We start from the raw sequence: 19,759 nt of genomic DNA, 5'->3' as shown, positions 1-19,759 counted from the left end.
GTCGTCGGTGGAACGGGCCCTACTGCTGGCGCACCAGGTTGCGCAGCACGTACTGCAGGATCCCGCCGTTGCGGTAGTACTCCCGCTCCCCCGGGGTGTCGATGCGCACGACGGCGTCGAACTCGGTGGTCTTGCCCTCCGGGTGCTCGGCGGTCACGTGCACCGTCTTGGGGGTGCGGCCCTCGTTCAGCTCGGTGACTCCCGTGATGGAGAAGGTCTCCGTGCCGTCCAGGCCCAGGGACTCGTGGGACTCCCCGGCCGGGAACTGCAGCGGCAGCACGCCCATGCCGATCAGGTTGGAGCGGTGGATGCGCTCGAAGGACTCGGTGATCACCGCGCGCACCCCCAGCAGCCGGGTGCCCTTGGCCGCCCAGTCGCGGGAGGACCCGGTGCCGTACTCCTTGCCACCGAGCACCACCAGCGGGGTGTTCTCCTCCGCGTAGTGCTGCGCGGCGTCGTAGACCGCGGCCTGCTCGCCGTCGCGGGTGAAGTCGCGGGTGAACCCGCCCTCCACGCCGTCCAGCAGCTGGTTCTTGATGCGGATGTTGGCGAAGGTGCCCCGGATCATGACCTCGTGGTTGCCGCGCCGGGATCCGTAGGAGTTGAAGTCCTTGCGCTGCACCCCGTGGGAGGTCAGGTACTGCCCCGCGGGGGTGTCCGTCTTGAAGGAGCCCGCCGGGGAGATGTGGTCCGTGGTCACCGAATCCCCGAGCTTGAGCAGCACCCGGGCGCCGTGGATGTCCTCCACCGGCTCCGGGTTCATGGCCATGCCCTCGAAGTACGGGGGCTTGCGCACGTAGGTGGACTCCTCATCCCACTCGAAGGTGTCTCCGGTGGGGGTGTCCAGGGACTGCCAGCGCTCGTCGCCGTCGAAGATCGTGCCGTACTCGGTGGTGTACGCCTCCGTGGACACGGAGTCGTCGATGATCTTCTGCACCTCGGTCGGGTCCGGCCAGATGTCCTTGAGGAACACGTCGTTGCCGTCCGGGTCCTGGCCCAGGGGGTCGTTCTCGAAGTCGAAGTCCATGGACCCGGCCAGGGCGTAGGCGATGACCAGCGGCGGGGACGCCAGGTAGTTCATCTTCACGTCCGGGTTGATCCGGCCCTCGAAGTTCCGGTTGCCGGAGAGCACCGAGGTGACCGAGAGGTCCTTCTCGTTCACCGCCTGGGAGACCTCGTCCTCCAGGGGCCCGGAGTTGCCGATGCAGGTGGTGCAGCCGTAGCCGACCACGTAGAACCCGACCTTCTCCAGGTCCGGCAGCAGCCCGGCCTTCTCGTAGTAGTCCGTGACCACCTTGGAGCCCGGGGCGATCGAGGTCTTGACCCACGGCTTGGAGGTCAGACCCTTGGCCGCGGCGTTGCGGGCCAGCACACCGGCGGCCATCATCACGGACGGGTTGGAGGTGTTGGTGCAGGAGGTGATCGAGGCGATCGCCACCGCGCCGTGGTCCATCTCGAACTCGCGGCCATCCGGCATCGAGACCTCGATGGGATCCGAGGCGCGACCCTCCGCCCCGGCGGCGGCCGAGACGGTCGCGCGCGGGCGCTCCTGCTCCTCCTGCTCCTCGGTCGCGGAGTGGCTCGGGGCGTCCGAGGCGGGGAAGGACTCCTTCTCCTGCTCGGAGACGTCCTCGTGCACGTAGTTGGTCAGGTCCGAGCGGAACTGCTCCTTGGCCTTGGTCAGCTCGATGCGGTCCTGCGGGCGCTTCGGGCCGGCGATGGACGGGACCACGGTGGACAGGTCCAGCTCCAGGTACTCCGAGTAGGCGACCTCCTGGGAGGGGTCGTGCCACAGGCCCTGCTCCTTGGTGTACTTCTCCACCAGGGCCACCTGCTCCTCCGAGCGCCCGGTCAGGCGCAGGTAGTCCAGGGTGACCTCGTCGATCGGGAACATCGCGGCGGTGGAGCCGAACTCGGGGCTCATGTTGCCGATAGTCGCGCGGTTGGCCAGGGGCACCTCGGAGACGCCCTCGCCGTAGAACTCCACGAACTTGCCGACCACGCCCTGCTCGCGCAGCATCTGGGTGATGGTCAGCACGACGTCGGTCGCGGTGGAGCCGGCCGGGATCTTGCCGGTGAGCTTGAAGCCCACGACCTTCGGGATCAGCATGGACACGGGCTGGCCGAGCATAGCGGCCTCCGCCTCGATGCCGCCCACGCCCCAGCCCAGCACGCCCAGGCCGTTGACCATGGTGGTGTGGGAGTCGGTGCCGACCAGGGTGTCCGGGTAGGCGCGCAGGACGCCGTCGACCTCACGGGCCATGATGGTGCGGGCCAGGTACTCGATGTTGACCTGGTGCACGATGCCCATGCCCGGGGGCACGACCTTGAAGTCCTCGAAGGCCGTCTGGCCCCAGCGCAGGAACTTGTACCGCTCGCCGTTGCGCTGGTACTCGATGTCCATGTTGCGCTCGATCGCGTCCTTGTTGCCGAAGGAGTCGATCTGCACGGAGTGGTCGATGACCAGCTCGGCCGGGGCCAGCGGGTTGATCTTGTTCGGATCCCCGCCCAGCTCCTTGACGGCCTCGCGCATGGTCGCCAGGTCCACGATGCAGGGCACGCCGGTGAAGTCCTGCATGATCACCCGCGCGGGGGTGAACTGGATCTCGGTGTCGGGCTCCGCGGTGGGGTCCCAGGAGGCCAGCGCCCGGATGTGGTCCTCGGTGATGTTGGCACCGTCCTCGGTGCGCAGCAGGTTCTCCAGCAGAACCTTGAGGCTGTAGGGCAGGTTCTGGGAACCCTCGACCTTGTCCAGCCGGTAGATCTCGTACTCGGTGCCGTCGACGTCCAGGACGTCCTTGGAACCGAAGCTGTCCACGGTGCTCATTGCGTGGCACTCCTCTCGCCGCTTCATGGTCCAGGCCCAGCTGCCGTCCTCGTCCGGTGGGATCCCAGCGGTCGCGTGCCCGTGAGTGGGGCGCCTTCGCCTTCTTCCGGTGTGTGATGCAGACCTTTGGAGACACAGTGACGCTAAGCCTTCGCCGTGCAGTCTACCCGCTCACCCCAGCCATCCCAGCATCGGGACGTAGCCGAGGCCACATCCGTCGGGGCGCGTCCGGCGGCAGGGCACGGCGCGGCCCCTCCCCTGACGCGGCCCACCGTTCAGCTCGCGCTCAGCGGGAGCGGTCCGGGCCCGGCTGGAAGACGGCGACGGCCTCCAGATGGTGGGTCTCGGGGTACAGGTCCAGTCCCCGCACCGCCGTGGGCTCCCAGCCGTCCGCGCGCAGGAAGCCGGCGTCCCGGCCCAGGGCCGCCGGGTCGCAGGCCACGTACACGATGCGCCGCGCCCCGCAGGCGGCCAGCCGCCGCATCACGGCGCGCCCGGCCCCGTCCCGCGGAGGATCCAGCACGACGACGTCGGGGGTCCCGGTACGGGGCCTGCCGGTCAGGGCCCGCTCCACCGCGGCGCGCTGGGCGATGACCTTCGCCCCCCGCGAGCCCTCGGTGCGGGCCGGACCCTGTCCTGCCAGATTGTGCCGGGCGTCCCCGGAGGTGACCTGGGAGCCCTCCACGGACCACACCGTGCCGCCCGCACCCACCTGGTCCGCGGCCAGCGCCGCGAACAGCCCGGCCCCGCCGTACAGGTCCCACACGGTATCCGCCGGGCGGACGTCGGCCAGCTGCCGGACGGTCTCGGTCAGGGCGGCCGGGGCCAGCCGGTGGTTCTGCCAGAACCCGCCCGCACCCACGCGGAAGCGCAGCGGGGCGGGGGCATCGGGCCGGTCCGGGCTCGGCACGGGGAGGGTCTCCACCACGTGGTCATCCCCGCGCAGCACGATCGGCTGGGGCCGGGGGCCGCGGCGTCCGGAGATGCGCGCCGGCTGCAGGACCGCGGAGACCTCGACGTCGGCCGGGCAGGCGTCCAGGGCCACATCCAGCTCCCGGCCCAGCGGCGCCAGATCCTGCGTGTCCGGGGCGGCCGTGAACAGGATCAGCGGCCGGCTAGCCGAGCCCGCACCCGCCGAGGGGGCGGCGACGTCGATCCGGGAGACCCCGGGGAAGCGCCCCGCGCCCAGGCCCAGCTCCTGGATCTCCCGCACCGCCAGGGGGAAGCGCTCCACCGGGATGACCCGCTCCTCGTGGTAGGGGTGCATCCCGGGGCGGCCCTCGTCGTCCACGGCGAAGTGCACCCGGGTGCGCCAGCCGCCGTGAGCCCCGGAGGGCTCCGGGTCGGAGTGCCCCTGCCGGTCCGAGCTCCCCGCGGCGGCCAGCACGGCCGGGTCCGCGAGCGCCGCGGGATCGACGACCGTCAGCTGCTCCAGCAGGGGGTCAGCGGGATCCATCCCGCCCAGGCGCACCAGCTGCTCGCGCAGCACGTCGGCCTTCAGCAGGCGCTGGCGCTCGGGGCGGATGTGCCCGTACTCCATGCCGCCGACCGGGTGCAGGGTGAGCAGGGCATCGGCGGCGGGCCACGGGTGCTCGCGCCGGTCCGGGGAGGCCTCCAGGACCTCGAGCAGCCGGGCCTCGGCGTAGCGGCCCTTCGGGCCCAGGCCGGTGACCTCCACCAGCACGGATTCGCCGGGGATCCCGTGGCGCACGAACACCACGCGGTTCTCGTGCCGACCCAGCGCCGCCCCGCCGTGGGCCATGCCGGTCAGGCGCACCGCGAACTCGTCGCCGATCCTCATCGCTGTCCTTCCGCCGTCTGCGTCGTCTCCGAGGCCGCCGGTTCGCCCGGGGCCTGCCCGTCCACGACCCGCGGGGTCTGCGTCGGATCGGGCACGTCCTGCCCGTCCTCGCGGCCCAGCCGCCAGGGCACCACCGCGGTGATCACCCCGGGCTCGCGGCGCAGGGCCCGCACCAGCCGCCGGGAGAGCCGGTGGTGCAGCAGGGCCTGCCACCAGTGCTCCACCACGTAGTCCGGGATGTAGACCACGACGACGTCGCGCGGGGAGCGCTTCAGGAAGCGGCGCACGTGGCGCACCACGGGGGCCACCGGGTCCCGGAAGGGCGCGGCGAGGATCGTCAGGGGCACGGGCACCTCGTAGCGGTCCCACAGGGCTCGGATGCGGTGGGTGCGGGTCTCGTCGATGTTCAGCACCAGCGCCTCGATGCTGGAGGGCCGGGAGGCCCTGGCGTAGGCCAGGGCCCGCAGCGCGGGCAGACGCAGCCGCGGGATGACGACCATCGCGTGCACCCGGGAGGGCAGGGCCTTCAGGGGGTTGTTCTCGCGCACGGCCAACTCCTCATCGACTCGCTCGTAATGGCTCTTGATCCGCAGACACAGCCAGGTTCCCACGAGCACGACCAGGACCGTGACCCAGGCGCCCTGCACGAGCTTGGTCACCAGCACGATCAGCAGCCCGAGCACGGTCGCGGCGAAGCCCACGCAGGTGACCAGCTGGTCGCGGATCAGCCGCTTGCGGGGCAGCCGGTCCAGGACCAGGCGGATGCTGCGGTGGCGGGTGCGGATCACGGCCGCCTGGGTCAGGGACATCGAGAACAGCACGCCCAGCACGTACAGCTGGATGAGGTCGTTGACCTGGGCGCCGAAGGCCAGGACCACGAGGCAGGCCGCGACCCCGAGCAGCAGCACGGCGTTGGCGTAGACGGCGCGGTTGAGCCGGGCGTTCAGGTGCACGGGCAGGTAGCCGCGCCGGGCCATCGCGGAGGCCAGCACCGGGAAGCCCGAGTAGGCCGCCGCCGGGGCGACCAGCAGCACCAGGACCGTGGCGATGGGCACCAGCGCCCCCAGCAGCCCGTCGCCGAAGACCGCCCGGGAGACCTGGGCCAGCAGGGGCATCTGGTGCAGGTCCGCCGGGGCCGTCGCCCCGTCGATGACCAGCTGGCGCGGATCCATGACGACGACGGCGCCGGTGGCCCGGACCAGGTGCAGCACCGCGACCAGGAAGACCGCGGAGACCAGCCCCATGGCCAGGAGGGTCTGGGAGGCGCCGCGTGCCCGGGGGCGGCGGAAGAACCGGGCGGAGTTGGACACCGATTCCACGCCGGTCAGGCCCACCGCGCCCGAGGAGAAGGCCCGCAGCACCAGCAGTGCCAGCCCGGCGCCGGTGACCACGGATTCCACCTGGCGGCCCGGCTGGATGCCGTAGTCCGCGCTCGGGGCGGGTCCGAGGGTGCCCGCGGCGTCCTGGGCCAGCCCGACGGCCACCAGCACCGCCACCAGCAGGACGAACAGGTATGCGGGCACGGGGTTCAGCCGCCCGATCAGGCCGATCCCGCGCAGGCGCACCGCGGTGAGCACGGCGATGATGACCAGGCAGATCCCCACCCGGTGCCCGGCCAGCGAGGGCAGCAGGGTCACCAGGTAGGAGGAGGCCGCCGCGGCGGAGACGGCCGCGGTCAGCACGAAGTCGAACAGCAGGCTGACCCCCGCCGCGGTGCCCGCCCGGGGTCCCAGCCGATCCGAGACCACCTGGAAGTCCCCGCCGGAGCGGGCGACCTCACGCAGGTTGTACCGGTAGGTGCCGATCACCAGCAGCAGGGTCACCGCGATGAGCAGTCCCACCCACGGGGCCAGGCTCAGCGCGGCCGTGCCCGCCAGGGCCAGGACCATGACGACCTCGTCCGGGGAGTAGGCCAGGGAGGAGACGCCGTCGGCGCCGAACACGGGCATGGCCTGGCGCCGAGGCAGGGAGAGCCGACGCAGCCGCTCGGTCTCCTGGGGAGCGCCGAGGACCGCGTCGCGCAGACGGGAGCCCGGGGTTCGCACAGGCCCACGCTACCCCACCGCCTCGGGGTGCGCCGGGAGGGGACGGGTGCACTACTGTGGAGCTCGGACCCGACCGCTCACCGCCCCCGTACCGCCCCGGAAGGACTGATCCCGCCGTGCCGCACTTCGTCATCATGGGTGCCGGGCGCGTGGGCGTGATGCTCGCCCACTCCCTGGAGACCGCCGGGCACACCGTGTCCGTGATCGACCGGGACGAGGCGGCCTTCCGGCGCCTGCGCGCGGACTTCCAGGGCCGCCAGATCACCGGCATCGGCTTCGACCGGGACACGCTGCGCCGGGCCGGCATCGAGCAGGCCTACGCCTTCGCCGCCGTCTCCTCCGGGGACAACTCCAACATCCTGGCCTCCCGGGTGGCCCGGGAGACCTTCAAGGTCCAGCACGTGGTCGCCCGGATCAACGACCCGAATCGCGCGGAGTTCTACCAGCGCCTGGGCATCCCCACGGTCGCCGCGGTGCGCTGGTCCACGGACCAGGTGCTGCGCCGGATCCTGCCCGAGCAGGACGTCACCGGGGACTACCGGGAGGCCTCCGGGCGGCTGGTGCTGGCCGAGCTGAAGCTGCACCCGGCCTGGGCGGGCCTGCCGCTGGAGCGCATCGAGGCCGCAGCGGAGGTGCGCATCGCGTTCATCACCCGCTTCGGCGAGGGCCAGCTGCCCGGCCCCGACACCAGCTACCAGCAGGGCGACGTCGTGCACGCGATGCTGCGCACCCAGGAGGTGGACGAGGTCGCGAAGGTCTTCGCGAATCCGCCGCAGGATCCGGAGGAGCAGGAGTACCGGGAGGACGATCGGCCCCGCCGGGCGCTGCGCCGGCGCGGGGAGGGAAGGAGCTAGCGGTGCAGGTGCTGATCGTGGGCGCGGGATCCGTGGGATCCTCGATCGCCCGGGAGCTGCTGACCCACGGCCACGAGGTGACCCTCGTGGACGAGAAGCCCGAGGCCATCGGGCGCTCCAACCTGCAGGGCGCCTCGTGGCTGATCGGGGACGCCTGCGAGCTGTCCGTGCTGCGCGCGGCCGCCCCGCAGTCCGCGGACGTGATCGTCGCGACCACCGGAGATGACAAGTCCAACCTCGTCGTCTCCCTGCTGGCCCGCTCCGAGTTCGGGGTGCCGCGCACCATCGCCCGGGTCAACAACCCCAAGAACGAGTGGCTGTTCGACGACGCCTGGGGAGTGGACGTGGCCGTGTCCACCCCGCGGCTGATGACGGCGCTGGTCGAGGAGGCCGTGGAGGTCGGCGGCGTCGTGCGGCTGCTGAACCTGCAGGCCGGCGGGGCCACCCTCATCGAGTACACCGTGCCCCACGGGCACGGGTTCATCGGCACGGAGGTCGGCGCGATCGAGTGGCCCGAGCAGACCACCCTGGTGGCGATCCTGCGCGACGGGATCCCGATCACCCCCAGCGACGACGACGTCCTGGAGGGCGATGACGAGCTGTTCTTCATCACCACCGCCCACGGGGAGCGGGAGCTGCAGCTGACCTTCAACCGCGCCGCGGGCGAGGCCGGGACCGAGGATCAGGGGGTCAGGCAGGTTCCGGACCGCGATCAGACGGCCCACGGTCAGGAGCTGTAGCCGGGCGGGAGATCAGCCACCCCAGCCACAGCACGAGCAGGTAGAACGGGGTGCCCATGACGATCCGGGCGGCCCCGAGCGGCCCCACCAGATCAGCCGCGTACAGGGGCAGCTGCACCGCCAGGCGCAGGGCCAGCATCCCCGCGAAGACCACCGTGGCCCACTGGTAGGCCCGCAGCCGCTCGGGCCGGGAGCGCCAGGCCGTGCCCTCCCCGCGCAGGAAACCGTAGAACAGCCCGATCACGGGCCAGCGGGCGACCATCGAGACGAGGGCGCCGAGCAGATAGAGGCCGTTGATCCAGAAGCCGGGCACGAAGTAGTCCGCGGCCTGGCCGGTGAAGCGAGCGAATCCGGCGCACACCAGCACTCCCGCGGCCCCGGCCAGGGACTGCAGGAGGCTGCCGCGCTGGGCCACGCGCAGCAGGGCGGCCGCGAGGGCCGCGGCCACGGCCACCCACAGGGCGTGGCCCAGGTGCTGGGTGAAAAGGTAGACGACGAGGAAGACCAGGCTGGGCAGCACGGACTCCGCGATCCCTCGCCACCCGCCGACGGCGTGCAGCAGGTCGATGCGGCCCTGCTCGTCCCGGCGGAAGGTTCCGGAGGCGCCGTAGGAGGCGGCCAGGGTGCGCCCGAGGGAGTCCGGTGAGGCCCCGTCGGACTCGGGGTGCTGGGGCGAACGCTGTCCGGGGTCCTGGGTCACGGGTCCGGGGTCCTTTCCTGGGCGGGTCGGTCGACGCCGGTCACGGGGTGTGCCGGGAGACGATCTCGTAGCGGGGATTGTAGATGACCGGGCCGACCGCATCCCGGGCGAGCATCCCGGAGCAGCGCAGCCGCGTCCCGGCGTCGAGCCCGGGGACGCTGCGCTGGCCGTGCCAGATCAGGCGGACCCGGGCCCCCGGGGCCAGCGGACCGGGGGCGTCGGAGAGCTCCGGGGTGTCCATCGCGATCGCGGAGGTCGGCGCGGCGAAGGAGCCGCGGGCCGCCTTGGTCTGGGCGCTGACCACGGTGCGCAGGGACTGGCGGATCTCCACCTCGGCCTCGTAGCGCGGCAGGGCCCCGATCGGCTGGAGGCGCACCTCGCTGATCCGCCCCTCCACGAGCACCCGCACCCGCGGCCTCATCCCCGGCTGGTGGGACATGGACCCGTGCACCGGCAGGTACTCGGCGGTGCCGCCGCGCCGCTCGGGCCGGGGCGGGGTCGGCACCTCAGCCAATCTGGGTGACCTCGGGACCGCGCTGCGGGACCTGCAGGTCCGGCTCCTCCTGGGGCTCGGTGCGACGCACGGCCTCGGCGGGGACCTCCAGGGGCAGCAGGTCCCGCGGGGCCATCGGCTCGCGCCCGCGCACCACGACGATGCCGCGGAACAGCTCCTCCATGCGGGCGGCGGCCTGCTCCTGCACGGCCGCGTCCCCGGTGAACACCCCGCGCAGGAACCAGCGCGGCCCGTCCACCCCGACGAAGCGGGCCACGCGCAGGCCCCGCTGCCCGTCCGGCAGGCTGGCCGGGATCTTGGCCAGCACCTGGCGCCCGAAGGGCCCTTCGGTGATGTCCACCATGCCCTGCTGGGAGCGCACGGACTCGGCCAGCTCGGTGCGGATCTGGGGCCACAGCCCGCGGGACTTCGGCGCGGCGAAGGCCTGGACCTGCACGCTGGCCTGACCATCCTCCAGCGTCACGGCCACGACCCGCTGGGACTTCTGATCCACGTCCAGGCGCAGGTTCACCCCGGGTTCGCGGCGGATGCGCAGCCCGCCCAGGTCGATGAACCCCTCCAGGTCCGCCGCGTCGACCTCGGCGAGGTCGAAGGGCCCGGTCTGGGCCCGCTGGGAGGTCCGCTCCTCGGTCTCGGAAGGGGCCTGGGCCTCCCCCGCGGCGTCGCTGACCTCGGCCTGCGACGCCGCGGGGTCCTTCCGTGCGTCATCCTTCCGCGCGGCGTCCTTCTGCTCGTCGACCGCCGGCTCCTGCTCGGCCTGGTCCTTCTTCTTCCTGCCGAATCCCAGCATGCTGCCTCAGCCTCTCCTCGTCGTCTCGGTCGTGTGCCGACCCGGTGCCGGGTCGCGTCGGTGGTGTCGTCAGCGGGTCCCGCTGGAGCCGAAGCCGCCGGCGCCGCGGGCGGCGGGTTCGTCCTCGGCGGCCAGCGTCGGCACGAGCGTGAACGCGGCGGTCTCGTGGCGCTGCACCACCAGCTGCGCGATGCGGTCCCCGCGGCGGATCGCGAAGGGCTCGCTGCGGTCGGTGTTCAGCAGGGTCACCACGATCTCTCCCCGGTATCCCGAGTCCACCGTGCCGGGGGCATTGAGCACGGTGACGCCGTGCTTCAGGGCCAGTCCGGAGCGCGGGTGCACCAGCCCCACCAGGCCGCGGGGCAGGGCCAGGGCGACGCCGGTGGGCACGGCGGCCCGGTGGCCCGGTTCGATCACGAGGTCCACCCGGCTGCGCAGGTCCGCGCCGGCGTCTCCGGGGTGGGCGTAGCTCGGCGGGTCCAGCTCGGGGTCCAGCAGCTGCAGCGGGATCTCGGTGGTCTGGCTCATGGTCTCGGGAGCACTTCCTCGGTGGACGGGATGCGAAAAGACGGCGTGTGGCCGGGGCGCCAGCCTCCCGTCTACCGCTCGCGCCGCGGCACGCGGACGGCGTCGGGGGCCCGTAGGCCACTGTAGTTCACCGGACGGGGAACCGGCGGGGCGGGACCCTGCCGCACCGCCCGGCCCCCGGGCCGCGGGGCGTGCGGGGGTCGGGTTCGTGAGATCCTGGAGGCATGTCAGCATCCCTGCCCACCCCGCACGATGACGCCCCCGCCTCTTCCCCGGCCGTGACGGCTCCCGGGGAGGTGCTGTTCCGGGAGAAGCTGGTTCCCTCGGTGGGAACCTGGATCCTGGTGGTGGTCTTCGGCCTGGCCGTGTTCCTCATCGGGGCCCCCATCAGCATCCCGATCGGCACCGCCGTGGCCGTCGTCCTGGCGGGCCTGCTCGGGGTGATCCTCACGGCCACCTCCCCGGTCCTGGAGGTCACCCAGGACTCCCTGCAGGTGGGCCGGGCCCACATCGAACGGCGCTACGTCGGGCGGGCCGAGGCATTCCGCGGGGACGCCGCTCGGATCGCGGCGGGGCCGGCCGCGGACGGACGGGCCTACATGTGCTTCCGCCCGTGGGTCTCCCCCGTGGTGCGCATCCGCATCGAGGATCCCGCGGACCCCACCCCCTACTGGCTGGCCAACGCCCGGCACCCGGAGGACCTGGTGCGGGCCCTGGGCGGGGATCCGGACGAGCAGGACGAGCACGCCCTGGAGTACACCGAGCCGGCCGCCTCCCCGGAGGACAACCCCGGGTGGCGCCGCTGAGACTGCCCGCGCGAACGGCGGCCTTCGGGTCCGGCGGCGCCGCCGACGCAGCCGGAACGGGCGAGAGCCCGGCGGATCATGGCGGATCCGCCGGGCCCTCGCCGGTCTGGGGAGGCGCGAGCCTCAGCCCTCGCACTCCACGCAGTAGTACAGGCCGTCCTCCTCGCGGGCGATCTGCGAGCGGTGGCGGACCAGGAAGCAGGAGGCGCAGGTGAACTCGTCCTGCTGGGCGGGCAGCACGACGACGGAGAGCTCCTCGTGGGACAGATCCGCCCCGGGCAGCTCGAAGCTCTCCGCGGCGGCGTTCTCGTCCTCGTCGACGACGTTGGACTGCTGATCCCCGCGGTGGGACTTCAGCTCCTCGATGGAGTCGGCGCTGGTCTCTTCGTCCTGCTTGCGGGGGGCGTCGTAATCGGTGGCCATTGGGTGAGTCACCCTTTCGATGTCGGGGGACCCGCTCTCCTCGATGAGAGCCGGTCGTGACGGATGTGCGGTCCGTTCGGCACGCGATGCTGCCCCTCGGATTCGCGGTGCAGGGGACGGTGCGGCGCCGGTAACGCGACGATTGAACACCATCGGACACACCGTGTCCAGCCGTGGCGCGCGCACGGCGTCGTCAGGGGCGGAAACAGGCCCCGCACCTGCCCGAATCCGCGCGGAGCGAACGGGTACTCTGGTCAGTGATACCCTCGCGGGAGCCGTCATCGCCGAGCCCGGCGCCGGGGCGGCGGGACCGGCGGACGGTCACGATGTCGAAGGAGAGCCGATGCAGCAGTTGCGATTCGTAGGGGTGCACGATGACGGGCAGCACCTCATCCTGGAGACCCCGGATGGCGAGCAGCGCTTCAGCGCGCCCCTCGACTCCGACCTGCGCAACGCCGTGGTCAAGGCCCGTCGCGCCCATCCGGCCCGGGGGCTGTCCGGCAACGGGGTCTTCGGGCCCCGGGACATCCAGACCCGGTTCCGCCAGGGGGCCAGCGTGGATGAGATCGTGGCCGAGTCCGGGTGGAAGCCGGAGCGGGTGCGCCGCTACGAATGGCCGATCCTCGCCGAGCGCTCCCACATCGTCGCCGAGGCCAAGGCCGTGGCGGTGACCCCGCTGCACGCCGAGCGCACCGCCGTCTCGACCCGTCCGAGCCTGCACGAGCAGATCGTGGCCGTGCGGGAGGACTGGGGCTTCGCCGAGGGCGACGCCCAGTGGAACTCCTGGCAGCGCGAGGACGGGCAGTGGAACGTCTCGGTGTCCGTGGACTACTCCCCCGCGGCCCTGGGGCAGCTGCCCGACGGCGCCGAGTTCCCGGCTCGCTTCGTCTACAACCCCGCCAACCAGACCGTGACCGCGGCCAACGCCGTCGCCGAGTTCCTCCTGGGCCGCGAGACCGGAGGGCAGGAGGCGGCGGGCCAGCCCTCCCCCGGCCCGCAGGAGCTGGACGATCAGGCGCAGGATCCGGAGGCCCCGGAGGCGGACGAGTCCGCCCCGGCCGGGCAGGATCCCGCCCCGTCGGAATCCGCGACGGCCGAGACCGACCCGGCCGAGCGTGCGGAGCTGCGCACGGTGCCGGAGCCCGCGCAGGACGCCCAGGACGAGCTGCTGGAGGAGCTGCAGCGGCGTCGCGGCCGGGCGGCCGGAACCGATCCCTCCTCCGACGCCCGCGTGCAGAGCCTCGCCGAGCGGATGGGCGAGGATGCCTCCGCCCCGGAGGAGACCGATCCTCGGGCCGACGAAGACGCCGACCACGGCCGGCACCCCGTCGCCGGGGCTCAGCGGGGCTCCGGCCGGCGTCCCTCCGTGCCCAGCTGGGACGACATCGTCTTCGGCGGTCGGCACTGATCCACACCCCCGCACGCTCCCGGGCCGCCCGCCGGACGGGATCGGCATCGACCACCACCGCACCTGATATGGGACAGTGACTTCATGGCCAAGAAACGGCGTCGTCGCGACAGCGCACAGGACCCCGCGGCCCCGCACGGCGGATCCGAGGACTCCGCCGCCCGGGAGGCCGCGGGCGCCGAGGAGTCGGCTCCGCAGACGGAGGCGACCGAGCAGGTCGCCGCGCAGGAGGAGCGCGAGGCGCTGGCACCGGGCTACGAGTACGTGGACGATGCGACCGCACAGACCGCGACGGGTCAGCCCACCGAGCCGATGGTGAGTCTGAACGATGAGCTGTTCGGCCCGCAGCTGCCCGACGATCCGGAGGCCACCGCTCAGCGGCGCCGCTGGGCGCGCCGACGCCGGCAGCAGACCGCGGCATCCGCGACGGATTCCCCCAGGACCGGGGCGACGCCGGGGCTCGATGGGGTCGCACCCGTCACGGCCGCCCGGGAGACCGCCTCGGCTCCCGAGCAGTCGGCGCCGGAAGCCCCGGATCAGGATGCGGGGCCGGCCCCGGCTCGGCGCGGGCGGGCCGGGCGGATCGCGGCCCTGGCCGGTCTGGCCGTGATCGGTCTCGGCATCGGCGCCGGGGCGACCTACCTCTACCAGCAGCGCGGGGACCAGCCAGCCCCCGCCCCGACCTCCTCGGCGCCGCGCACCACCTCGAGCTCACCCTCCCCCAGCAGCGCGCAGCCGACCCGGCAGGAGACCAGCCCGGCCCCGCAGCCCACGGTCATCGAGCCTCCGCAGCAGGGGGAGATCTCGGTAGCGCCGCAGCCGACCCAGGAGCCCACGCAGGCGCCGACCACCAGCGCCGCGCCGAGCCCGGAGCCGACCGAGGAGCCTACAACACCGGAGCCGACCCAGGAGCCCACGCAGGAGCCGACATCCGCCCCGGCGCCCGAGCCCACGACCCAGGCGCCCGCCCCGAGCACCCAGGCCCCGGCCCCGACCAACCCCGGCGGGCAGCAGCCCACCCAGGACACCCGCGGGCAGGGTGGACAGGATCAGGGCGCGCAGGATGAGAACGCGCAGTCGGGGCAGGACGCGGGCACCGCGGGCGGCTCCGGCGGGTAGGTCTGCCGCGGACGGTGGAGCGGGGGTGCCTGATCAGCGGCGGGGCAGCACGAGCAGGCGCCCGGAGACGGGGTGGCGCAGCACCTCGATGTCCCAGCCGTAGACCTCGGTGAGCCGCTGACTCGTGCACACCTGCTCCGGGGTGCCCTGCGCGACGATCCGGCCGTGCTCCAACAGGATGATCCGGTCGGCGTAGGCCGCGGCGACGTCCAGATCGTGCAGGACCACGACGACGCCGGCCCCATCCGCGGCCAGCTCCCGGCAGGTGCGCAGCGTCTCCTCCTGGTGCAGGATGTCCAGGGCCGCGGTGGGCTCATCCAGGAGGATCAGCGGGGTGCGCTGGGCGAGGACCCGGGCCAGCTGGACCCGGCCGTTCTCCCCGCCGGACAGCGTGGTCACGTCCCGATGGCGCAGCAGCCGGGTGCGGGTCGTCTCCATTGCCTCGGCGCAGGCCTGCTCGTCCTGCTCCGCCAGCGGCGTGCCCTTCCAGGGGGTCCGCCCCATGGCCACGATCTCCTCCGCGGGGTAGGAGAACGCGACCTGGGAATTTGCAGCAGGACGCTGCGTCGTCGGGCCAGCTCCATGGGACTCCAGCCGCTCGGGGACTTCTCCCCCACCCGGACGGTGCCGTGACGCGGCACGACGTCCCCGGCCAGCACGGACAGCAGGGTGGACTTCCCTGCGCCGTTGGGCCCGATCAGGGCCAGCACCTCCCCCGCCTCGACGTCCACGGTGATGTCCTCGAGCACGGACCGCTCCCCGAAGCCGTGGCCGATGCCCTCGGCGCGCAGCAGACTCACAGGCTCACCCCCTTGCGCAGGGTGCGCCGCAGCAGCACGAAGAAGGTCGGACCCCCGACCAGGGCCGTGAAGATCCCGATGGGCAGGTCCGCGAAGGGCACCAGCGTGCGCGCCGCCAGATCCGAGGCGGCGATGAGCACGGCCCCGCCGAGCATCGAGGCCGGCAGCAGCACCCGGTTGGAGGGACCCAGCACCAGGCGCAGGACGTGCGGGACGATCAGCCCGACGAAGGCGATGATCCCGGCGTAGGCCACGGCCGCCCCCGTGAGCAGGGCCGCACTGGTGATGGCGGCGATGCGCAGGTGCTCGACGTCGACGCCCGTGTGCCGCGCCGCCCGATCGCCCAGAGCCAGCAGGTTCAGCCTTCCGGCGATGACGAGACCGACGACGAGGCCGAGGAGGATGATCGGGCCCGCGGAGAAGACGGCCTTCCAGGTGGAGCCGTTGAGGGACCCCATCTGCCAGAACACGATCTGATCCCGGTCGGTGGGGCTGGCGACGAACACCAGGAAGGCGATCGCGGCATTGGCCACGGCGGTCACCGCGATGCCCGTGAGGATCATGGTGATCACCCCGGCCCGGCCATCGCTGCGGGACAGGACGTAGACCACGACCGTGGTGACCATGGCCCCGACGAAGGCCAGCAGCGGCACGGTGAAGATCCCGAGGAAGCTCAGGCCCAGCACGATGGCCAGGCACGCCCCCACGGCGGCCCCCGCGGAGATGCCGATGACACCGGGTTCGGCCAGCGGGTTGCCGAACACCGCCTGCATGACAGCCCCGGCGCAGCCCAGGGCCGCCCCGACCAGCACGCCCAGGACGATGCGGGGGAAGCGGATGTTCCACAGGGTCGCATCCGCCAGCTGCAGGGAGGGCTGGACCGGGGACCACCCGAGGCGCCGGGTCACCGAACTCAGGACGTCCCTGGCCGGGATCTCGTACTGGCCGAGACCCGCGGAGAGCAGGCAGAGCACCGCCAGGACGACGCCGAGCGCGACGAGGGTCCCCCCGATACGCCCGGCGCGGCCCCTCTGCGGCATCAGGAGGAGGTCCCGTCCCCGGACACCGCGTCCGGGGCGTAGACGGCCTGGGCCAGGGAGAGCAGCACCGCCGGGGTGTTCGGCCCGAAGGACAGGATCTGTCCGTCGGCCATGGACACGACGCGCCGGTTCTTCCCGGCCGTGGTCTCCCCGACGCCCGGACGAGCCAGGAACCCGTCGATGCCGCCGGTGGATTCGATGCCCTTGCTCATCGCCAGGATCAGATCCGGGTTGAGCTTGACCAGAGCCTCGGAGGTGGCGGGCACGATGTCCTCCACTCCCTTCTCGGTCGCGGCGTCGACCCCGGACAGGGAGGTGATCAGGTCATCCGCCCCGCTGCCCTTGCCCAGGATGAAGAACACCCCGGCGTTGCCGCGCACGTACAGGAAGGCCATGGACAGCTTCTTCCCGTCCTCACCGGGGGCGACGTCGCGGATCGTCTGGATCGCGTGGTCCAGATCCTTCTGCACCCGCTCCCCCCCCCGGCGCTTGCCGTCCTCCGGAACCCCCAGGGCGTCGGCGACCTTCTGGATCTGCCCGTCGATCAGGTCCATGCGCCGGTCCGGGGAGAAGTGCACCACGGTGATCCCCGCCGAGCGCAGCTGCTCGGTGATCTCGGTGGGCCCGTTGGTGGTGTCCATCAGCACGACCGTCGGGGCCGTCTTCATGATGGCCTCGGCATTCAGATCGTGACCGTTCTCCGTCACCAGCGGCAGATCCTTCAGGGACTCCTCGGTGGATGAGGTGACCCGTCCGACCAGCTTGTCTCCCTGGCCCAGGGCCTCGACGGTCTGGGCGAGGGTGCCGTACAGGTCCAGGGCGAGGATCCGTGAGGTGTCCGTGACGGTGACCTCGGTGCCCTGATGGTCCTTGACGGTCACGGGCAGCTTCGGCTAGCTGGGATCGGAGATGGGCTCCACGTCCGGAACCGAGGCCGCCTCGGTGGGGCCGGTGATGGACTTCGGGTCATCCACGGCGTTCTGCTTCAGCGCGGTGGCGGCCTTCTCGAGAGACGCGGCGTACTGCTCGGAGTCGGCCCCGCCCCCGCCCCCGCCGCTGGCGGAGGAGCCCGCCGCGCCGCCCTGGTCACCGCAGGCGGTGAGCAGCAGGAGCAGGCTGAGCAGCAGGGCCGTGATGACCCTGGCCGGTCCCCGCAGGGCCCGGGGGTCGGCGGCCCCCGGGCGGGTGCTCGGTGCGGGGCGCATCAGCGCTGCCGCCCGTTCACGCGACGCCGGGCGATGACCACGGCGGCCGCGCCGACGGCCAGCACCGCCAGGCCGACCGCGGCCAGCTGCTGCGGACGCTGGGCGCCGGTCTCAGCCAGGTTCTCGCAACCGGGGCCCTGGTACTCCACACGGGTGGTCACCTGGGGGGAGGCGTCCGCGGCCGGCGCGGCGGCATCCCCGGTGAGGGACGCGGAGAAGCTCAGCGGATCCAGCTCCTGGCCGGCCTCGTAGAAGTTGGCGAAAGCATCGGCACCGGTCTGGGTGAGGGTGGTCTTCGCGTCGCTGACGGACACGGAGCCTCCGTCGGCCTGGATCCCGGACAGGTCCACGTTGGCGAACACGACGTCGCCGTAGTCCTTGTTCTTGCCCTCCATGTCATTGGAGGAGATGGTCGCGTAGAGCTTGCCGTGACTGCCGTCGATCTCCAGGTGGAAGTCGGAGAGCTTGGTGTCCAGGATGCCCTTGTGCCCGGTGAAGTGCAGGGTGCCGGGGAACTTCAGGGAGCCGGAGCCGTCCTTGAAGGTCCCGGTGCCTCCGGACCAGGAGTACTTCCCGTTCGCGTAGCTGACGTCGGTCAGGTCCCACTTGCCCTTGGCGATGCCACCGGAGATGTAGTTGCGGAAGGAGGTCTTCAGTCCCCAGTCCATGGTGGCCGCGGAGACGGTGCCCTGGGCCGAGGACGCGCCGGAGGCGGCCGCCGGCGTCGCCGTCTCCGTGACGGTCACCGGCACGCACTGCAGCTCGGCCTGCCCGGGATCCGTGGAGACGGCCCCGGCACCACCGGCGCTCGTCCCGCTCTGGGCCCCGGAGCCGGACCCGGTCCCGCTGCCGTTGGAGCTCCCGGTCTGTGCGGCATCGTCCGTGGAGGCGGAGGCGGTCTTGCCGGAACCGGCGGAGGTGTCGGCCTCGTCCAGGGTGGCCTCATCCGGGTTCTGCACGGCGGCGCCCAGGCGCGCGGTGAAGCTCAGGGGGTCCAGTTCCTGGCCGGCCTCGTAGAAGCCCGCGAAGGCATCCGCGCCCTTGCTGGTGGGGGTGGTGCGCGCGTCCTGCGCGGAGATGACGTCGCCGGTCAGGGTGGCCCCGCTGAGATCCACCTGCGCCAGGGCGACGCTCTTGTAGGAGATCATCTTCCCGGGAGTCTTGTAGTCGTCGTTGAGCTCGCGGGAGTCGACGTCCGCGACGAGGGTGCCCTGGCCGTCCCGGATCTGCAGGCGGGCGTTGGCGATGGTCAGGTCCAGCAGCCCCTTGTGCCCGGTGAAGTGCAGCGTGCCGGGGTAGTCGATCTGGCCGGTGCGGGTGGCCGGATCGTAGTAGCCGCTGGCGTTGTCGTACGTGAAGATCCCGTTGCGATCCTGAACTCCGGACACGGTCCAGGAGGCACGGGCGATGGGGCTCTTGATGTACTTGCGGAACGACTCCTTGACGCCCCAGGACATGGACCCGGAGTCCACCGTGCGCTTGGTGGTCTCGGTCTTCTTCCCCTCCTGGGCGGTGCCCTGGCCGGAATCCCGGGTGGGCTGGGCGGCGGGATTCTCGGACGACTCGGCGGTGGACCGCGGGGCCGCGGTGCTGGGCTTCGGGCTCGAGCTCGGCGCGGGCGTGGACGTGCGGGTGGGCTGCGGCTGCTCGCTGGGCTGGGCCGAAGGCTCCTGAGCGGCGGCGTAGTCGGCGGTGAAGCTCAGGGAATCCAGCTCCTGGCCCGCGTCGTAGAAGGTCTGCCCGAACACGGCGCGCCCGGAGTCCTTGAGTGTGACCTTCGCGTCCTTGAGGCGGAGCTGGCCGTCGGCGCCGGTGAGGCCCTTGAGATCGACGTCGGCCAGCTCCAGGCTCCGGTAGTCCTCCAGCTCGCCCTTGGTGGTGGTGTCGATGAACGGCCGCGCCTGGGCGTCGGCGATCAGCGTGCCCTTGGTCCCGTCGATGCGCAGTCGCAGGTTGCTCAGGGTGGTCTCGAGGATGCCCTTGTGCCCGGTGAAGGTGACGGCGCCCGGCAGGGCGACCTCCCCGGAGGTGCCGTTCCAGGTTCCGGTGCCCTCGCTCCAGTGGTAGGTGCCGTCGGCGTTCTGAGTCAGCCCGCCGGAGACGGCGATCTCCCCGCGGGCGATGGGGCCCTTGATGTAGCGACGGAAGGACCCCTTGAC

19 protein-coding genes and 1 pseudogene are annotated in these 19,759 nt (G+C 72.4%); 5 read left to right on the top strand and 15 right to left on the bottom strand.

All coding sequences use genetic code 11. From position 1 onward, the window contains the following. Window positions 1-19 precede the first annotated feature (19 nt). The 3 genes from acnA to AC0VXQ_RS04555 all read right to left on the bottom strand — a co-directional run bounded on the left by acnA (window position 20) and on the right by AC0VXQ_RS04555 (window position 6,673). Window positions 20-2,827: an aconitate hydratase AcnA gene (gene acnA / locus AC0VXQ_RS04565; RefSeq protein WP_133566143.1), complete on the bottom strand. Its 2,808-nt coding sequence runs from the start codon at window positions 2,825-2,827 to the stop codon at window positions 20-22. A 286-nt stretch (window positions 2,828-3,113) separates the two neighbouring features. Next, the gene (locus tag AC0VXQ_RS04560) at window positions 3,114-4,628 is read right to left on the bottom strand and encodes a class I SAM-dependent RNA methyltransferase (protein WP_475529265.1); all 1,515 of its coding nucleotides are present in this window, start codon (window positions 4,626-4,628) and stop codon (window positions 3,114-3,116) included. Beyond that, window positions 4,625-6,673, bottom strand: a complete 2,049-nt coding sequence (locus tag AC0VXQ_RS04555) for an APC family permease (RefSeq protein ID WP_129357581.1) — start codon at window positions 6,671-6,673, stop codon at window positions 4,625-4,627. The genes AC0VXQ_RS04560 and AC0VXQ_RS04555 overlap by 4 nt, the downstream gene beginning before the upstream one ends. Window positions 6,674-6,789: 116 nt before the next feature. Here AC0VXQ_RS04555 and AC0VXQ_RS04550 point away from each other — a divergent pair, with 116 nt between their 5' ends. Beyond that, window positions 6,790-7,527: a potassium channel family protein gene (locus tag AC0VXQ_RS04550; protein WP_058730299.1), complete on the top strand. Its 738-nt coding sequence runs from the start codon at window positions 6,790-6,792 to the stop codon at window positions 7,525-7,527. 2 nt (window positions 7,528-7,529) lie between these two features. After that, window positions 7,530-8,267: a potassium channel family protein gene (locus AC0VXQ_RS04545; protein ID WP_064725255.1), complete on the top strand. Its 738-nt coding sequence runs from the start codon at window positions 7,530-7,532 to the stop codon at window positions 8,265-8,267. Here the strand turns inward: AC0VXQ_RS04545 and AC0VXQ_RS04540 are convergent. From AC0VXQ_RS04540 to dut, 4 genes are all read right to left on the bottom strand, one after another. Further along, the gene (locus AC0VXQ_RS04540) at window positions 8,218-8,967 is read right to left on the bottom strand and encodes a DUF3159 domain-containing protein (RefSeq protein ID WP_196826034.1); all 750 of its coding nucleotides are present in this window, start codon (window positions 8,965-8,967) and stop codon (window positions 8,218-8,220) included. The genes AC0VXQ_RS04545 and AC0VXQ_RS04540 overlap by 50 nt on opposite strands. A 40-nt stretch (window positions 8,968-9,007) precedes the next feature. Then, the gene (locus AC0VXQ_RS04535; protein ID WP_061225476.1) at window positions 9,008-9,472 is read right to left on the bottom strand and encodes a hypothetical protein; all 465 of its coding nucleotides are present in this window, start codon (window positions 9,470-9,472) and stop codon (window positions 9,008-9,010) included. 1 nt (window position 9,473) lies between these two features. Then, window positions 9,474-10,271, bottom strand: coding sequence for a DUF3710 domain-containing protein (locus AC0VXQ_RS04530; RefSeq protein ID WP_129357583.1), 798 nt, complete (start codon window positions 10,269-10,271; stop codon window positions 9,474-9,476). Window positions 10,272-10,340: 69 nt separating this feature from the next. Further along, entirely contained in the window at window positions 10,341-10,799 is a 459-nt protein-coding gene (gene dut, locus AC0VXQ_RS04525) for a dUTP diphosphatase (RefSeq protein ID WP_064725257.1), read from the bottom strand. A gap of 224 nt (window positions 10,800-11,023) precedes the next feature. Here dut and AC0VXQ_RS04520 point away from each other — a divergent pair, with 224 nt between their 5' ends. Beyond that, a complete protein-coding gene (locus tag AC0VXQ_RS04520) occupies window positions 11,024-11,605 on the top strand; it encodes a DUF3093 domain-containing protein (protein ID WP_081101582.1) in 582 nt (193 codons plus the stop codon). Between the two features lie 123 nt (window positions 11,606-11,728). Here the strand turns inward: AC0VXQ_RS04520 and AC0VXQ_RS04515 are convergent, their stop codons facing one another. Continuing rightward, on the bottom strand, window positions 11,729-12,028 hold the full coding sequence (locus AC0VXQ_RS04515) for a DUF4193 domain-containing protein (protein WP_058731643.1): 300 nt from the start codon (window positions 12,026-12,028) through the stop codon (window positions 11,729-11,731). A gap of 343 nt (window positions 12,029-12,371) precedes the next feature. Here AC0VXQ_RS04515 and sepH point away from each other — a divergent pair, with 343 nt between their 5' ends. Both sepH and AC0VXQ_RS04505 read left to right on the top strand, forming a co-directional pair. Then, window positions 12,372-13,436 carry a septation protein SepH gene (sepH, locus tag AC0VXQ_RS04510; protein ID WP_196826036.1) on the top strand — a complete coding sequence of 355 codons (1,065 nt, stop codon included), beginning with the start codon at window positions 12,372-12,374 and terminating at the stop codon, window positions 13,434-13,436. Window positions 13,437-13,520: 84 nt separating this feature from the next. After that, on the top strand, window positions 13,521-14,555 hold the full coding sequence (locus tag AC0VXQ_RS04505) for a hypothetical protein (protein ID WP_064725259.1): 1,035 nt from the start codon (window positions 13,521-13,523) through the stop codon (window positions 14,553-14,555). A gap of 33 nt (window positions 14,556-14,588) precedes the next feature. On the opposite strand, the gene AC0VXQ_RS04500 is transcribed toward AC0VXQ_RS04505, so the two are convergent. The 7 genes and pseudogenes from AC0VXQ_RS04500 to AC0VXQ_RS04470 all read right to left on the bottom strand — a co-directional run. Continuing rightward, window positions 14,589-15,059 (bottom strand): ABC transporter ATP-binding protein, encoded by a 471-nt coding sequence (locus tag AC0VXQ_RS04500; RefSeq protein ID WP_254303296.1) that lies wholly within the window; start codon window positions 15,057-15,059, stop codon window positions 14,589-14,591. Beyond that, complete coding sequence (locus AC0VXQ_RS04495) at window positions 14,951-15,265, bottom strand: ATP-binding cassette domain-containing protein (protein ID WP_254303303.1); 315 nt, start codon at window positions 15,263-15,265, stop codon at window positions 14,951-14,953. Before AC0VXQ_RS04495 ends, AC0VXQ_RS04500 begins: the two co-directional genes overlap by 109 nt. Before the next feature lie 86 nt (window positions 15,266-15,351). Beyond that, entirely contained in the window at window positions 15,352-16,395 is a 1,044-nt protein-coding gene (locus tag AC0VXQ_RS04490) for a FecCD family ABC transporter permease (protein WP_058731639.1), read from the bottom strand. Continuing rightward, on the bottom strand, window positions 16,395-17,276 hold the full coding sequence (locus AC0VXQ_RS04485; RefSeq protein ID WP_328798567.1) for a heme/hemin ABC transporter substrate-binding protein: 882 nt from the start codon (window positions 17,274-17,276) through the stop codon (window positions 16,395-16,397). The genes AC0VXQ_RS04490 and AC0VXQ_RS04485 overlap by 1 nt, the downstream gene beginning before the upstream one ends. 12 nt (window positions 17,277-17,288) lie before the next feature. After that, window positions 17,289-17,600 carry a hypothetical protein gene (locus AC0VXQ_RS04480; protein ID WP_058743658.1) on the bottom strand — a complete coding sequence of 104 codons (312 nt, stop codon included), beginning with the start codon at window positions 17,598-17,600 and terminating at the stop codon, window positions 17,289-17,291. Then, entirely contained in the window at window positions 17,600-18,268 is a 669-nt protein-coding gene (locus tag AC0VXQ_RS04475) for an HtaA domain-containing protein (RefSeq protein WP_260007530.1), read from the bottom strand. Before AC0VXQ_RS04475 ends, AC0VXQ_RS04480 begins: the two co-directional genes overlap by 1 nt. A gap of 321 nt (window positions 18,269-18,589) precedes the next feature. Then, window positions 18,590-19,750 (bottom strand): annotated as a pseudogene (locus AC0VXQ_RS04470) (HtaA domain-containing protein); the annotation flags it as partial. Between the last annotated feature and the right edge of the window lie 9 nt (window positions 19,751-19,759).

It is taken from the genome of Rothia sp. QJM3NY_36 (assembly GCF_056173115.1).
This window is presented reverse-complemented; position numbering and strand designations above follow the sequence as displayed.